Below are 16,121 nucleotides of genomic sequence, written 5' to 3'. Positions count from 1 at the left end.
ATGTAAAAGCAGTTGTCAAAATCTAATTTTGGCAACTGCTTTTCTATTGCTGTTCAGGGCTCACAGGAAGCAGATCATAACTTCCACATCGGGGACAAACCTCAATGGCATCATCCCCCATGCAGCTTTCAACCGGTTCGTGCTCCAATTCCTGAGCACTCCCCTGCCAGTTGCAGTTCCGGCATTTGAATTGCAAAATATTACTTTCCATTAAGCAAAGTGTTCGATATTAATAATCTGATTGTTCACCAGGTACCACACAAAACCTTCTACCTGCTTGTGCCCCATCTTACGAATTTGGTTCACATAACCTTTTACCTGTTTTATATGAGCAGGCCGTAGCTGATCGCTCGTTTTATAATCAACCACAACAACCTTCCCGTTACCCATCATCACCCTGTCGGGACGCAGCAAACCAAAATCGGGGGTAATGAGCGTGGTTTCATTCAATACTTTCCAGCTCCTGTCGAACCAATGTTCTGCCTGCTGATGGCCAAGCAAGGTTTTCACATCCGATAGCAATTTCTCCTTTTCACCCCCTTCGATGAGGCCGCCCAGCACCATGGTTTCGACTGCCTTTTCCACATCGTCGGCAACAGCTATCCGCGACAGCAGTTCATGCATCAGTTTTCCCTTACTGATTCCCTGCCTGCGTAGCTCTTCCCTGCTATCGATGAAGCCTTCATAGTTTTTTCGTAAGCGCAAAGTATCAGCAAGCTGTGTTTTTCGAACCACCTTACCCGAAAGCGGAGCAATGGTTCCTTTGGCAGCACGATGCTCAGGAGAAGCAAGTGTTCCCCTTTCATATACATTCTCTCCGCATTTCTCAAGTAAAGCTTCGTCTTTGACCAATTGTGACAATAAAGCCCCAACTTCAACCGCTTTTTTAGGTTCTTTGGCTTTGGTATACAGGAAGAGTCCGTCCACAGCACGGGTTAAAGCCACATACAGCACATTCAGGTTATCGATGTACGATAAAAGCGTTTCGGTGTAGTAATCTTCCGAAAAATACGAATCACGTAATTTGCTGCTGTACTTAACCGGCAACAGGGGCAACAGATTAAAAGGGGTATTATGGGTTGAACACCATAAAATGTTTGATTGCCGGGCATCGGTAACAAACGACCAGTCGCAAAAGGGAACCATCACGATGGGGAATTCAAGCCCCTTCGATTTATGGATGGTCATGATCCGGATGGCATCCCGCTCGCCTGCCGTTTGTAGTTTCACTTTATCGCCATGCTGTTCCCACCACTCGATAAACTTGTGCAGATTTCCGCTTTCCTTTCTCGAAAAATCATTAATCACATCCCTGAATGCCTGAATATTGGCCTGCTCGCCCGGTAAAAAGTCAAGATGATATTGTTTGATAAGCAATTCAACAAGGTCGATGAGCGACAGTCCGGCCCAGTAACGGGTAATGTTTCGATATGCTTCGTTGTTAAAAAACGGGAAGTAATCATCACGAACTTCGTCAGAAATAAAGCGGAAACTGCTTTCCTTTTTTTCATCAAAACTTAATTGCTGCTGCTCACCTGTTACCAAACGTCCGGGAACCCTGCCTTCGCGCTTTAACAGAGGCAATATGCCGACAGAGTATTCGTGGATGATGCTTGCCTGAATTACCTGATCATAGGGCGAAATCAGGTAATTCATTAATCCGCACAGGAAGCTGACAAGCGAAGAACTGCCAATGTAAAGGGTATCGTCCGAAACCAGTTCAAAATTATAGGCCGGCTCGTTACGCTTTGCTTTCAGCAGTGCTTCGGCGATTGCCTTGCCTTCTTTGTTTCGCTTTACCAGAATGGCAATATCGCCAGCCCGGTAGCCCTTATCCTGCACCTCCTTGATGGCCTCAATTAAGCGATTACAGGTACTTTGCTGATATTCAGGAGTCGTTCCGTCTTCAACAAAGTGACAACGGATCAAACCCTGTTTGCGACCACTGGCCACCAACTGCTGAGCATCGCTAAATGCCGATGTAATTGTGTTGTGATACACTGCCGGACTGTTATCGCCCAACTGATTGTACTTTTGCTGTAACCAATCGGCCGACCTTGCAAATAAGCGGTTATTAAATAGTACCACCTCTTCGGAACTGCGCCAGTTACTATCGAGTGTTGTTTCAACAACGCTGAATTGTGTAAGTTCTTCCTTTAAACGACGATCGAGCAACTGCCAGTCGCTGTTTCTCCAACGGTAAATCGACTGTTTTACATCGCCTACTACCAAATTTGGATAGTTTTCGGCCAATGAATTAATTACGAGCGGCTTGAAATTTCCCCATTGCGTAAGCGAGGTATCCTGAAATTCATCAATCATGAAATAGCGGTAGTAGTTTCCTGTCTTTTCATAGATAAAAGGAGCATCGTTGTTACCAATGATTCCGTTCAGCAACAGGTTTCCCTCACTGAGCAGCAGGGCATTCTTCTCCCGTCCTACTTCGCGTACCTTGCCCGAAAGCACCGATAAAACCCCAAGGGAGTAAAGGTATTTCTGAATTTCGACTGCACTCAGGTACTTCGGTCTTTCCTTATCCAGAAAATCAACAAGTTCTTTTAGTTTTCCGTTTAAGCCGTTTTGAACACAGGCTTCTATTTCGTTCTTCTTCGTACTTTTTTTAACATACCAGGCTTCGGGCTCATCGATGGCATTTAGTAAGGTCGCCGTAGGTTGAAGTCTGTCGCTTCTGAAAGTGCTCCAATAAGAAAAATAGTTGACAAAAGAATTCTTTCCTCCTTTAAAGTCAGTCAGTTCAAGTCCGGCTTCCGCAATGAGCTGCAGGGCATTGGTTGCCATTTCCTTCAGCCTGTTTTCGAACGAGCTTGTAATTTGAAACAATTTATTTTTCAGTTCGTTTAACTGAGCTCTCTCCGTTTTCGTATCGGTTCGTGAAAAGAGATAACGCTGAAAAGGTTCATTCTGCAATTCACTTCCCAGTTCCAGAATTTTGTCTCTGATCTGCCAGTTTTTGCCTTGTCCCAACTGATCTTCCGACATGGCCAGCAACCATTTGCGCAGTTCCATATCCTCTTCGACCGATAGCAGCAGGCGATCACAGGCTTCGTTTAACACGGCATCCTGATCGAGTTCAATTTCATAAGTCCCATACAAACCGGTTTCGCGGGCAAACGAGCGCAATACCTTTTGAAAAAAACTATCGATGGTACTGACCGCAAAGCGATCGTAATCGTGCAGTATCAAAGCCAGTGCATTTTGTGCATTGCTTTCGATAAGCGCCGGCGCAATTCCTGTTTCCTTGTGAAGCAGTTCAATCATTTGCTTATTTATGCCTGTTCCCACCTGATGCAAATCGCGGATGATACGGGCTTTCATTTCGGCTGTTGCCTTGTTGGTGAAAGTAACAGCCAGAATGTGCCGGTAATTGAACGGATTATCGACCAGTAGTTTGAGGTATTCGAGCACCAGGCGAAATGTTTTTCCCGATCCGGCAGAAGCCTTAAAAATGGTGAGTTGCGACATGGGTTTTCAGTTTCTTTTTTGAATTGAAGCAATGATCAGAAGACAAAGGTATCAAATTAGAGATAGCGTTTCATGATGTCGATGGCCTGGTTTTTATAAAAACCGCCAAACAGCAAATAATGGTTCAGCACATGGTAAAGCTGATAAATCAGGTTGCGATCGCGCCATCCGGCTGGCAGAGGATCTGTTTCGTTGTAGGCCTCGTAAACACGCTGCGAGAAGCCACCAAACATCGTCATGATTCCCAGTTCAAACTCCCGGTCGCAATACGACACACAGGGATCGATCAGGGCAGGTCCTTTGCCTGTATACAGGTAATTACCCGACCATAAATCGCCGTGAATCAACGAAGGTTGAACAGGATGCGACAACAGGGCCGGTACTTTCTGCAAAAATTTCTCAGCAGTTTTCTCATCACTTGCCGACCATGTACGCGAAGCCCTGATATTTTCGAGTAGTTTGCCTATGCGGTTTTGGCTGTAAAAGTCGATCCAGCTCTTTTTAGGACTGTTGTCCTGTAAGCTCGCCCCGCAGTAGTTATTTTGGTGAAAGCCAAATTCAGCACTTCGGTATTGATGCAAGAGCGCCAGACCGCGACCCAGTTGTTCATCATCGTTGCCTCTGTTGCCCGGCTCAAGGTAGCTGGTAAGCAGATATCCCGGCAGCTGACCAATTTTTTCGGCCAGTATGGGCTCAGGGAAAACAAGTACTTCATTCCTCGTTTTGAGTAATTCGTTGAGCGATTCGGCCTCGCGCAGAAAGAGATCATCGGAACCGCTACTGTTCCACTTAAGGAAAAGCGCTCCCTGGTTGGTATCGAGTTTCATAGCATGGCTGATGCATCCTCCACCGATGGTTTGTGTTGATTGAATATTCAGCGGCCGCGAGAATTTCCCGAAATATTTTTCCTGAAGATGCTTCAGTAGTTGCTTTTCAATGTTCATGTTTGAAAATTAAAGAAGATATTTTCAAATAACAAAAAAAAGTCCAGGCGAAGCAGCTCTAAAATTTCATGCTGATAAAAATAAATTCTCACCGCATAGAAAAAAATTTCCTGCTGTATGTCCGGAAAGAGTTAAAGCAAAAGAGGCCGTCCTTTTAAGACAGCCTCCTATATATTTCACCTAAGTAATCGAATTTATTTTGCCACTTTCTGTACAATCGCTTTGAAAGCTTCGGGGTGATTCATTGCTAAATCGGCCAATACTTTACGATTGATCTCAATTTCATTTTGCTTAAGCAAGTTCATGAAAGTTGAGTAGTTCAGACCTTCTTCGCGAACTGCAGCATTGATACGCTGAATCCAGAGGGCCCTGAAATTACCTTTTTTCTTCTTTCTGTCGCGGTAAGCATATTGTAAACCTTTTTCATAGGTATTTTTTGCTACCGTCCAAACGTTTCCACGCGAACCAAAATTTCCTTTGGTTTGCTTCAGCACTTTTTTTCTTCGTGCGCGTGATGCAACGTTGTTTACACTTCTTGGCATAACTTCAAAATTTAGAGTGGTTAGCGTCACGCTTTGTGCGTGCTCTTTCAGGCTAATTCACTCGGTTAATTACTAATTTTACTTTTTTTAAAAGGATTACTTCATAGCAAGCAACTTCTTTACGTTGGTTTCGTCGGCTTTGTCGACTACGCCAAAGTAAGTAAGGTTGCGTTTTTGCTTCGTGCTTTTTTTGGTCAGAATATGACTTTTAAAAGCATGCTTCCTTTTAATTTTACCTGTACCGGTTAGCTTAAAACGTTTTTTAGCCCCGGCATTAGTTTTCATTTTCGGCATTATTCTGCTTTTTTAAATGATTTCCTAATTATTTCTTTTTCTTAGGTGAAATAAATATTGTCATCCGTTTGCCTTCTAACTTAGGCATCTGGTCTAGTGATCCCAGTTCTTCGAGTTCCTGTGCCAGTTTGAGCAACAGGATTTCTCCCTGTTCTTTAAAAAGGATGGATCGTCCTTTAAAGAATACATAGGCTTTCACCTTAGCACCCTCCTGTAAAAATTTTTCGGCATGCCTTAGTTTGAATTGAAAGTCGTGTTCATCGGTATTCGGTCCAAAGCGAATTTCCTTCACCACTACTTTAATTGCTTTGGCCTTCATTTCCTTCTGTTTCTTTTTCTGTTGATAAAGAAACTTCTTGTAATCGATGATTTTACAAACCGGCGGAACTGCTTTTGGTGAAATCTCGACCAGGTCCAATTCCATTTCATCGGCCATTTTCAATGCCTGCTGTGTAGGTACAACACGTGGGTCTTCGATGTTATCTCCTACCAGTCGAACTTCAGGAACTCTGATTTGATAATTGATCCGATAAGAAACATCATCTTTCTTATCTCGTCTACCTCTTGGTGCTCTTGGTGCTATTGCTACGTCCTCCTTATTTAGTTAAACAATCGGGTTACTGATGTATTGAAGCCAGTTGTTCCTGTACTTCATTATTAATAAAACGGGCAAATTCGTCAATGGCCATAGTGCCTTTGTCGCCTTGCCCCTGTCGACGAACAGCTACAGATTCTTCATCTGCTTCTTTTTCACCAACGATTAGCAGGTAAGGGATTCGTTTCAATTCATTATCGCGAATCTTTCTGCCAATCTTTTCGTTACGATCGTCGACAACGCTGCGAATATCGGAAATATTTAAAATATTTGAAACTTTTCGGGCGTAATCGTTGTATTTTTCACTAATTGGTAAAACCACCACCTGCTCAGGAGTTAGCCAAAGCGGAAACTTTCCGGCAGTATGTTCGATGAGCACAGCAACAAAACGCTCCATCGAACCAAAAGGTGCACGGTGGATCATAATGGGGCGGTGCTTTTGGTTATCGGCTCCGGTATATTCGAGTTCGAAGCGCTCAGGCAGGTTGTAATCGACCTGGATGGTTCCCAGCTGCCAGCTTCGTCCTACGGCATCCTTGATCATGAAATCGAGCTTAGGGCCATAAAAAGCGGCTTCTCCTGTTTCGGTTACCGTGCGCAAGCCTTTTTCGGCAGCGGCTTCAATGATGGCTTTTTCTGCCTTCTCCCAGTTTTCATCCGACCCTATGTACTTTTGAGTATTCCTGGGATCACGAAGTGAAATCTGTGCTGTATAGTCGTTGAATTCCAGTGCCTTGAAGATGATGAAAATAATGTCGATTACTTTTTTGAATTCATCTTTCAGCTGGTCGGGTGTACAGAAAATATGAGCATCGTCCTGGGTAAAGCCACGTACACGGGTCAAACCGTGCAGTTCACCGCTTTGTTCATAACGATAAACTGTTCCGAATTCGGCAAAACGTAAGGGCAGATCCTTATAAGAGCGTGGGCGTGCCTTGAAAATCTCACAGTGGTGAGGACAGTTCATTGGCTTCAGCAGGTATTCTTCCCCTTCCTGAGGGGTGTGGATCACCTGAAATGAATCTTTTCCGTATTTTTCGTAATGACCCGATGTTTTGTAAAGGTTCACATTACCAATGTGCGGAGTAATAACCTGTTCGTATCCGAACTGTTTTTGCACCTTACGTAAAAAAGTCTCCAGCTGATCGCGCAATTGTGCTCCCTTGGGCATCCAAAGCGGAAGCCCCATGCCTACTTCCTGCGAAAAGGTAAAGAGGTCCATCTCTTTGCCGATTTTACGGTGGTCGCGCTTCCTGGCTTCCTCAAGTAAGACGAGGTATTCATCGAGCATTTTTGCCTTAGGGAAAGTAATTCCGTAAATGCGGGTCAGCATTTTATTTTTTTCGTCGCCACGCCAATAGGCACCTGCAACGTTTAAAAGCTTGATTGCTTTAATCGGACTGGTATCAGGCAGGTGAGGTCCACGACATAAGTCGGTGAAATTACCCTGGTGATACAGGGTAATGGTACCATCCTCGAGTTCACTGATCAGCTCGATTTTATACGGGTCGCCCTTTGTTTCAAACATTTCAAGCGCCTCGGCTTTCGATACCGGACGACGCACAATTGCATTCTTTTGCCGGGCGAGCTCCAGCATTTTTTTCTCGATTACCGGCAAATCCTTTTCGGCAATTACCTGTCCTTCGGGCAAATCGATGTCGTAATAAAAACCGTTTTCTATGGTTGGTCCGATTCCAAAACGGGTACCGGGATACAATGCTTCGATGGCTTCGGCCATCAGGTGAGCAGACGAATGCCAGAAAGCATGTTTGCCTTCCTTGTCTTCCCATTTGTGCAGATTGATGCGGGCATCGGCATCAATGATGCGGGTCAAATCCCAAATTTCATCATTGACAGTTATCGACAGTACTTCCCTGGCAAGCCGGGGGCTGATGTCGTTGGCAATATCAAAACCGCTAATCGCCTGTTCATATTGCCTGATGCTTCCATCGGGTAAGGTTATATTGATCATTTTCAATGCTTTTTTCAAAATGTCTGCAAAGATAATGAATCTACCATAAATTCAAGATTTTTAACCATAATAATTTATGATTTCAGGCTTCTGAAATTCTGAGAATTAAACAGCGAGTGCGTTGCTTTCCGACTTGCTATTGACTGACATCACTTCCGCCTGGTATCATCACATAAAAAGTGCTTCCTTTTTTAGGTGAGCTTTCAGCCCAGATATCGCCATTGATCCGTTTGACCAGCTCGTAACACAAAGACAAACCAAGTCCACTACCCTTTTCGCCCGAGGTACCTATTCCTGAATGCTTTATTTTTGAAGTAAAAATGTTTTTTACCTGCGCGGGGGCCATACCAACTCCCTCGTCCCTCACCACAACAACAATGTTAGTACCGCGCAATTCACAGCGAATGAAAACCTGCTGATCGGGATAAGAAAACTTCACCGCATTGGATAGCAAATTACGCAGTACCACCCTGATACTGTTGTTGTCGGCATTTACTGTAAGATCTTCGGGAATATCGGGCACGATCGTCACCCCTTTTCGGGATGCAACCTGTTGAAAGTTTTGAACAACCTGACTGACAGTGTGTGCAAGATTCAATTCTTCAAGCTGGATTTGAATATTGTTGGTCTGTGATTTTCCCCAAAGCAATAAATCTTCGAGCAACTCCTGGGTGTCGATAGCGGTTTGAGAAAGAATATCATTGATCTTTTTAAATTCCTTGTCATTGTAGTTCAGCCCATTCTCCTTGATCAGTTGCGTTAACTGAACTATTGATGATACCGGACTGCGCAAATCGTGAGCAAGAATATTGAAAAAACTATTCTTCAAGTCATTGGCCTTCTGAAGTTCCTGTTTCTGGATTTCAAGCTTGTTTTTCTGCTCTATGATTTCCCTGGCCCGCTCCTCTACTTTATTTTCAAGTAGTACTTTTTCCTTTAGCAATTTATTTTCACGCAATCGGATGTAAAACAACACCAGCAACAGCAAAAACAAACCTGCCGTCAATTTAAACAACAGCGTGTCCCAAAAAGGAGGTTCTACAATGATTGCAATGCTTTTACCTTCATTATTCCAAACTCCTTCATTGTTGGAGGCCTTTACATGCAGGGTGTACCTGCCTGGATTCAGGTTGGTATAATTAATTTCCCGTTTTGTTCCTGCCTGATTCCAGTCATTTTCAAAGCCTTCGAGATACCAGGCATAACGATTGTTTTGTGCCCCCACAAAATTAATGGCTGAAACTTCGATTGTGAGCACCTTATCCTTGCGGGACAATACAATTTCATCGGCTACAATGAGGTTCTTTTTTAGCACGCTTTTGTTGTGCACACTAAAGGTCTTGTTGAATATTTTCAAACTGGTAAAATAAACTTTTGGTGGCTGATCGTTGTAGTTTATTTTTTGAGGATCGAAATAGGTTAATCCATCCACACTTCCAAAAAACAGTGTGTTTTTACCATTATTGAACACCGATCGGGGCACAAACTCGTTGGAGATCAGACCATCGTCTTTGGTCAGGTTAAGCACCTCACCGGTTTGGGGCCTTAGGCGGGAAATTCCATGGTAGGTTCCTACCCATATATTGTTTTCGTCGTCGTCGCTTATCGATACAATATTGCGGTTGGTAAAACCAGTACTATAACGTTTGAAACTATTACTTTCGGGCAGGTACAAATCAATTCCCTTCGGTGTTGCAATCCACACCCTGTTCAGGCGATCGACAAAAACATCGTGAATTAAATTTGCTGAAAGGGAACTTGTATCGCCATCGATGTATAAGAAAGAATCAAAATACTGTTTCCCTGGTCTCAATACACTCAGTCCCCAGGCTGTGCCTACCCAAATATTACCCGTTGAATCGCATGCCACGTCGAAGGTAAAATCGTTGGATAGCCCGTGTTCTACCGTGTTATAATGAGTAAATGTCTTTTGCTCCACATCAAAACGATCGAGCCCCTTTCCATGTATAGCAATCCACAAAGCTCCTTCGCGGTCTTCAACCATCGAGCGAACATCGTTTCCTGCCAGCGAGCTGGGATCCGACTCATTGTGGATATAAGTTTCAAACTTCCCGGTTTCGGGTATAAACTGTTGCAGCCCACCCCAGTAGGTGCCTACCCAAATACGATGTTCCGAATCGGTATAAACATCCTGTACCGCACCTTTGCCAAGGCTTTGTTGATTTTCAGGTTCATTCGAATAGCGAAGCGTGGTACCCTTTATCCAATGAAAAATATCCATTCCATTCTGAGGATTGCCCATATACAAATTACCCAACTCATCTTCTGTGATAGCTGAAACATAATCGTGAGTCAGTCTGAAAGGCGAGTTCACGTGTGAATCGAAACGGTCGAAGCCTTTGGGTTTCGGACTAAAACCTACCCCGCCCGGATGATGCAGGCTCCAGTAATTCCCCTGAGAATCCTGAAAAAAACTCCCTACATTCTCTTTCAGTGCATAATCATATTCATTATTGGGATAATAGCCCTGGAAAAAATCCCGGTCGCGAACGTATAATTTTAAACTGGTATAATCGATGAGCCATAAAAAGCCATCACGATCGACATATAGACTTTTAATTCGCGAAGCATATTCATCATCCGAAGGATAATGCTTAAAAGCCCCATCTGCCAGGTTGTATGACAAAATTCCGTCGCCATCGGTTCCAATCCACAAGTGTTGGTTCAATAAAGCCAGCGAGGTAACCTGCCTTGATGAAGAATGATTTTCAGGAATGGCAAGCAACTTGTATTCAAGTGTTTGATTGTTAAAATGGATGACACCTTCGCCGTTGAGTGTGGCTATCAACAGATTACCCTGCCCGTCGATTACAAAGTCGCTGATAGCTCCTTCAGTAATTCTGAAAACTTCATTAAAATAAAGCGAATCGGAAGACAGACGATAAATTGTATTTTCGGTACTCACAAAAAGCTCACCCTGCTTGTTTTCGTAATAGTTTGAGACATGAGGGCTGTTTAAACCCCGAAGATTTGTTTCGCTGGCCACTACATTAACCGAGTCGGTCAGAAGGTCATAACGGCACAAATAAGAATTCAATGTAATCCAGAGATCTCCTTCAGCGTCAGTAAAGATTCGGTAAATGTTTGATTCATTGATTCCATAACTCATCCCCTCATCGGCAAGGTAGCTTTTCATCTGGTAACCATCGTAACGAAATAAACCGTTGTTCGAAGCAAACCACAGAAAACCCAGTGAATCTTCTTCAACATCGTTGATGTAAAGTGATGACAGGTCATTTTGAGCATCAAAATCGACAAAACGCAGGTCAACAGTTTGCGCATACAATGCTAAGATTAACATCAACGCTAACAAGCTTGTTATGAATCTTTTCTCCATAAGAACTAAGTACCCTTTTCCTTAAGGCCTTCATGATAAACTTACCTCCCCTAAAGCAATAATTACCAGCCTTCGTATCACATCTTCAACTCAATGGAAGAAGTTTGGAAACTTACAATAATTTTTTGGGATTAACAAAACACGCAGGCTGCATGTTGTCGGCACCATTTTTTAATGAATAAAAATGTAGTATTTTTCGGAGCATTTTAAAATCTGTTACAATATGACATTTTCCGGAAGATTACTTTTTGCCCTTTTACTTACTTTCATGGGGGTTAATTTGAAAGCAAGTGAAAAACAAGCCTTAAAGCTCGAAGACTTTGTTCCCAATAACATTTTCAAAGCACAAACCGTAGCTGGCGTTAATTCGATGAACGACGGAGTTCACTTTTCATCCTTAGCCGAAGGCAGAAAAATTGTAAAATACAGTTATAAAACCGGTGAAGAATTGGGTGTCATCTTTTCGCTCGACCAGGTGGAAGACTGCCCGGTGAAGTACATCGAAGCCTACTCCTTTAGTAATGATGAACAACGCATTTTAATTCAAACCAATAAAAAGCAAATATACCGTCGATCATATACAGCCGACTTTTATGTTTGGGACCAGTACACCGAAAAATTATATCCGGTTTCGGAATACGGTGCTCAGCAGGTAGCTACTTTTTCGCCCGATGGAGAGCGGGTTGCTTTTGTACGCGACAATAACATCTACATAAAAACAATCCGCTTCGGAACAGAACAGCAGGTAACTTTCGATGGTGAAAAGAACAAAATCATCAACGGTGTACCCGATTGGGTGTATGAGGAAGAATTCAGTTACAACAAGGCACTGGCCTGGTCACCCGACAGCAAGACCCTAGCCTTTGTGCGTTTTGACGAAAGTGAAGTGCCTGAATTTTCGATGCCAGTTTACAAGGGCCTGTCTCCTTCAAAAGAAGAAAACGCGCTGTATCCGGGCTACTACACTTTTAAATATCCCAAAGCAGGTGAAACCAACTCCACCGTTACCGTTCATCTTTACGACATTAAAACCCGTACAACACTGCTGGCCGATACCGGTGAGGAAAGCGACATTTATATTCCCCGCCTGAAATGGACTCCTGACGGAAACGATCTGGCAATTTTCAGATTGAACCGCCTCCAAAACGAATTGAATGTACTCTATGCCAATCCGCATACAGGCGACACGCGTTCTATTCTTACAGAAAAAAACGATCGCTTTATTGATGAATCGTTTCTCGATTTTTTTACCTACCTCGACGACAAAGAACATTTTGTGGTGCTAAGCGAACGCGATGGCTGGGCACACCTGTACCTGTACAAAAACAACGGATTCAAAGTAAAACAACTGACACAGGGCAGTTTTGACGTGACCGATTTCTATGGCTATGATGTTTCAAAAAAACTTTTTTACTACCAGGCTGCTAAAAAAACGCCTTTACAGCGCGAAGTATATTCCCTGCGTCTCGATGGTAAAAAGGAGGAACTACTTTCTGAACGTGAAGGTTTCAACAAAGCCATTTTCAGCAAGGGCTTTCAGTATTTTCTGAATTATTTTTCAAACAGCAACACCCCCATGCAGGTCACGGTTAACAACCGGAACGGTGAAGCCGAAAGGACACTCGAAGACAACAATGAATTAAAAGTTAAACTTCAAAACTACGAATTGCCTCAGCACGATTTTTTCCAGTTCACCACTTCCGAAGGAATCAGCCTGAACGGCTACCTGTTAAAACCATCCAGTTTTGATGCATCAAAGCAATATCCGGTGGTAATAACGCAATACAGCGGGCCCAATTCGCAGGAAGTAAAAGACAGCTGGCAAATCGACTGGCATTATTTTTTGGCTCAGCAAGGCTATGTGGTGGCTGCGGTCGATCCGCGCGGAACTGCTGCACGCGGCGAAGAATTCAGAAAAGCTACCTATATGCAGTTGGGGAAACTCGAATCGGACGACATGGTTGAAGCAGCCCGTTATCTGGCCGCTTTGCCCTATACCGATGCTGAAAACATTGGAATTTGGGGCTGGAGCTATGGCGGCTTTATGACTGCGCTTTCGCTCAATAAAGGAGCTGACTTATTTCAGGCCGGTGTTTCAGTAGCTCCGGTTACCAACTGGCGCTTTTACGACACGGTGTACACCGAACGCTACATGCGCACACCGCAGCAAAATCCTTTTGGTTACGACGATAATTCGCCCATTAATAATGTTAAGGACATTACTGGTCATTTACTGGTCATTCATGGTACTGCCGATGACAACGTTCATGCGCAAAACACCTATGAATATGCCGAGGCGCTGGTGCAGGCAGGCGTGCCTTTCGACATGCATCTCTACACCAACCGTAACCATTCTATCTACGGTGGAAATACCCGCCTTCATCTTTATCAAAAGATTTTTAATTATTTTGAAACACATTTAAAATAGGCTGATTCATTATAATACCTCCGAATGATCCGGGGGTATTTTTTTAAGTAATTTATTCAAACAAGATCGAAGTAATCCTGTATTGTTAAAAAAATTGATCAGAATGAAGCCAACGAGCAATTAAATGCTGTTCTTTCAGTAAAACATAAACTATTTTTACAATCATTTCGTTATTAACAGGTATTCATTCATCTCAAGCCAATAGATACAAATCCTGCTAAATGAATATCAAAACTTACAAAATCGTTCGAAATACCCTGTTTGCCTTTACCGGAATCATTGTACTCTTTTTCCTGTCGCTTACAGGTTTTATTTTACTGGTAGCCAACGGTGCTTTTGGCCCGCTCCCCAAGCGCGAGGCACTGAAAAGTATCACCAATGAAGAAGCATCACTGGTATTCTCATCGGATAAAAAGTTAATAGGAAAGTATTTTGCCGAAAACCGGACCAATATCAAATGGGATGAAATCCCGAGCCATACCATACAAGCCTTAATTGCCACCGAAGACAAACGCTACTACGAGCACGAGGGGTATGACACCCGCAGCTATGTCAGGGTACTACTGCGCACCATTATGCTAAGAGACCGAAGTGGTGGTGGTGGTAGCACCATTACCCAGCAATTAATCAAAAACCTTTATGGCCGGAACAATCATGGTATCTTTACTTTTCCTGTCAACAAAGTCAAGGAAGCCATCATTGCCTCCCGCATTGAACATCAGTATTCAAAAAACGAAATCCTGCTGTTGTATCTCAACTCCGTTCCTTTTGGTGAAGAAGTTTTCGGAATTGAATCGGCAGCAAACCGCTATTTTAATAAGCCTGCAAGCGAATTAAAAGCTGAAGAATCGGCAGTACTAATTGGCATGCTCAAAGCCAATACCTATTACAATCCGAGGATTTATCCCGAGAATGCCATAAAAAGGCGAAATACCGTGCTTCAACTCATGGCTGCCGAAAGTTATCTGGAGCAACAGGAAGCCGATAGTCTGAAAGCACTTCCGCTTGAACTTAACTATGAAAACATTGACCAGCGGGCACCGGCTGCCTACTTTGTGTATCAGGTCAGGAAAAAAGCTGAGGAACTTCTTTTACAAACGAACAAAGAAGACGGTACAGGCTACGACATTGAGAAAGATGGCTTACGCATTTATACCACCCTTCATTACGGCATGCACGAATTGGCAACCCAGGCAGCAAGGTCGCATTTATCGGGCATGCAAAAACTACTCGACAAGGAGCTTGAACAACGTCAGGCCCGCAGAACATGGCAGAATAAGGCTATAAAAGATTCACTGATCGGAGAAAACGATCTGCTTAAAAAAGCCACCGAAGTATTTGACTTCGACAGTATATATACTGCCCAAATGAGCAAAGCCGACAGTCTTTGGCATTATTACAAGATGCTGCACGCTGCTGTTTTGATCACTGAAGCCCAAAGTGGACGGGTTTTGAGCTGGGTTGGTGGTAATAACTTCCAGCATCTGCCCTTCGACATGGTACTTTCGCACCGGCAAATTGCTTCAGCTTTTAAACCGGTACTCTATGCCACCGCGCTTGAAGAAGGTCTTACGCCTTGTACTTATCTAAACAACGAAGTCAATATTTATGAAGAATATGAAGACTGGGAACCTCAGAATTTCGATCTAAGTTCAACACCCGATAGTTCGATTGCGCTTTGGTATGCCCTGGTGCATTCAATGAATCTGCCCAGTGTTGATTTGTATTTCAGAACCGGCCATCATCCCCTGGTAAGCATGTGCAACCGTCTGGGCTTCCCTCCGGTCGTTACTGAAGCTCCATCGCTGGCTTTGGGCACCATCGACCTTTCACTGTACGAGGTGGCACGGGCTTATGGAGCTTTTGCCAACCAGGGACAATTAAGCCCGCTGGTGATGATCGACAAAATCACCACTTCAGGCGGAGAAATAATTTATCAACATCAGGCAAAGTCCCCACAGCAGGCAATGCAAGCTGAAACCAGTGCCACCATCACCGCCATTCTGCAAAAAGCAATCGACGAAGGAACAGGAACAGCCATACGAACCCGTTATGGAATTAAGGCAGAACTGGCAGGAAAAACAGGAACCTCGCAAAACAATTCAAATGCATGGTTCGTAGCATACACTCCTCAGCTGGTTATTGCCAGCTGGGTAGGCGCCCGTTCGCCCGAAATGCATTTTATGAGCAATGCCGGTACAGGATCGGCGCTGGCACTGCCTATTGCCGGCAGGATTGTTTCTGAAATTGAGAAAAACAGTACGCTTCGAAAACAGTATCTTACTTCATTCAGCCAAAGCGAAAACCCTGCTGCCGAACTCGACTGTCCTCCCTACCGAACAAAGGGAATGAAAGGCTTATTCGACCGACTCTTTAACAATGAAGAAAAAGAAGATGAGGACAAGGAAGAGAAAAAAGTGAAGAACTTCTTCAATAAGCTTTTTAAGAAAGGGAAGCGCTAAGAATCACCACCGATTTTCACACTTACATTCTTTCAATTTGTGT

The 16,121-nt window shown here is 43.6% G+C and carries 10 protein-coding genes; 2 read left to right on the top strand and 8 right to left on the bottom strand.

Translation table 11 applies throughout. The features are described from left to right. Positions 1 to 43 precede the first annotated feature (43 nt). The 8 genes from FHS86_RS10945 to FHS86_RS10910 all read right to left on the bottom strand — a co-directional run bounded on the left by FHS86_RS10945 (position 44) and on the right by FHS86_RS10910 (position 11,152). Positions 44 to 211 carry a hypothetical protein gene (locus tag FHS86_RS10945; protein WP_429413229.1) on the bottom strand — a complete coding sequence of 56 codons (168 nt, stop codon included), beginning with the start codon at positions 209 to 211 and terminating at the stop codon, positions 44 to 46. After that, a complete protein-coding gene (locus FHS86_RS10940) occupies positions 211 to 3,483 on the bottom strand; it encodes a UvrD-helicase domain-containing protein (RefSeq protein WP_429413227.1) in 3,273 nt (1,090 codons plus the stop codon). Before FHS86_RS10940 ends, FHS86_RS10945 begins: the two co-directional genes overlap by 1 nt. A 56-nt stretch (positions 3,484 to 3,539) precedes the next feature. Further along, positions 3,540 to 4,427: a fructosamine kinase family protein gene (locus tag FHS86_RS10935; protein ID WP_429413225.1), complete on the bottom strand. Its 888-nt coding sequence runs from the start codon at positions 4,425 to 4,427 to the stop codon at positions 3,540 to 3,542. Between the two features lie 194 nt (positions 4,428 to 4,621). Further along, positions 4,622 to 4,969, bottom strand: a complete 348-nt coding sequence (gene rplT / locus FHS86_RS10930) for a 50S ribosomal protein L20 (protein WP_429413223.1) — start codon at positions 4,967 to 4,969, stop codon at positions 4,622 to 4,624. A gap of 96 nt (positions 4,970 to 5,065) precedes the next feature. Continuing rightward, complete coding sequence (rpmI, locus tag FHS86_RS10925) at positions 5,066 to 5,263, bottom strand: 50S ribosomal protein L35 (protein WP_429413221.1); 198 nt, start codon at positions 5,261 to 5,263, stop codon at positions 5,066 to 5,068. Between the two features lie 28 nt (positions 5,264 to 5,291). Further along, positions 5,292 to 5,789, bottom strand: a complete 498-nt coding sequence (infC, locus tag FHS86_RS10920; RefSeq protein ID WP_429413463.1) for a translation initiation factor IF-3 — start codon at positions 5,787 to 5,789, stop codon at positions 5,292 to 5,294. A 91-nt stretch (positions 5,790 to 5,880) separates the two neighbouring features. After that, entirely contained in the window at positions 5,881 to 7,830 is a 1,950-nt protein-coding gene (gene thrS / locus FHS86_RS10915; RefSeq protein WP_429413219.1) for a threonine--tRNA ligase, read from the bottom strand. A gap of 136 nt (positions 7,831 to 7,966) precedes the next feature. Continuing rightward, entirely contained in the window at positions 7,967 to 11,152 is a 3,186-nt protein-coding gene (locus tag FHS86_RS10910; protein ID WP_429413460.1) for a two-component regulator propeller domain-containing protein, read from the bottom strand. Between the two features lie 259 nt (positions 11,153 to 11,411). On the opposite strand from FHS86_RS10910, the gene FHS86_RS10905 reads away from it, so the two are divergent. Both FHS86_RS10905 and FHS86_RS10900 read left to right on the top strand, forming a co-directional pair. Then, positions 11,412 to 13,616 carry a S9 family peptidase gene (locus tag FHS86_RS10905; protein WP_429413217.1) on the top strand — a complete coding sequence of 735 codons (2,205 nt, stop codon included), beginning with the start codon at positions 11,412 to 11,414 and terminating at the stop codon, positions 13,614 to 13,616. A 221-nt stretch (positions 13,617 to 13,837) separates the two neighbouring features. Then, on the top strand, positions 13,838 to 16,078 hold the full coding sequence (locus FHS86_RS10900; protein ID WP_429413215.1) for a transglycosylase domain-containing protein: 2,241 nt from the start codon (positions 13,838 to 13,840) through the stop codon (positions 16,076 to 16,078). Positions 16,079 to 16,121: the final 43 nt, after the last annotated feature.

The organism is Roseimarinus sediminis (assembly GCF_050433125.1).
Taxonomy (GTDB): Bacteria; Bacteroidota; Bacteroidia; order Bacteroidales; family Prolixibacteraceae; genus Roseimarinus; species Roseimarinus sediminis.
The sequence above is the reverse complement of the archived record's forward strand: the minus strand, read 5'-3'. Positions and strand labels throughout refer to the sequence as shown.

Coding starts and splice junctions, on each gene's coding strand:
- rplT (WP_429413223.1), bottom strand. CDS start 4,969: ATGCCAAGAAGTGTAAACAACGTTGCATCACGCGCACGAAGAAAAAAA.
- rpmI (WP_429413221.1), bottom strand. CDS start 5,263: ATGCCGAAAATGAAAACTAATGCCGGGGCTAAAAAACGTTTTAAGCTA.
- FHS86_RS10910 (WP_429413460.1), bottom strand. CDS start 11,152: ATGTTAATCTTAGCATTGTATGCGCAAACTGTTGACCTGCGTTTTGTC.
- FHS86_RS10940 (WP_429413227.1), bottom strand. CDS start 3,483: ATGTCGCAACTCACCATTTTTAAGGCTTCTGCCGGATCGGGAAAAACA.
- FHS86_RS10935 (WP_429413225.1), bottom strand. CDS start 4,427: ATGAACATTGAAAAGCAACTACTGAAGCATCTTCAGGAAAAATATTTC.
- thrS (WP_429413219.1), bottom strand. CDS start 7,830: ATGATCAATATAACCTTACCCGATGGAAGCATCAGGCAATATGAACAG.
- FHS86_RS10945 (WP_429413229.1), bottom strand. CDS start 211: ATGGAAAGTAATATTTTGCAATTCAAATGCCGGAACTGCAACTGGCAG.
- FHS86_RS10900 (WP_429413215.1), top strand. CDS start 13,838: ATGAATATCAAAACTTACAAAATCGTTCGAAATACCCTGTTTGCCTTT.
- FHS86_RS10905 (WP_429413217.1), top strand. CDS start 11,412: ATGACATTTTCCGGAAGATTACTTTTTGCCCTTTTACTTACTTTCATG.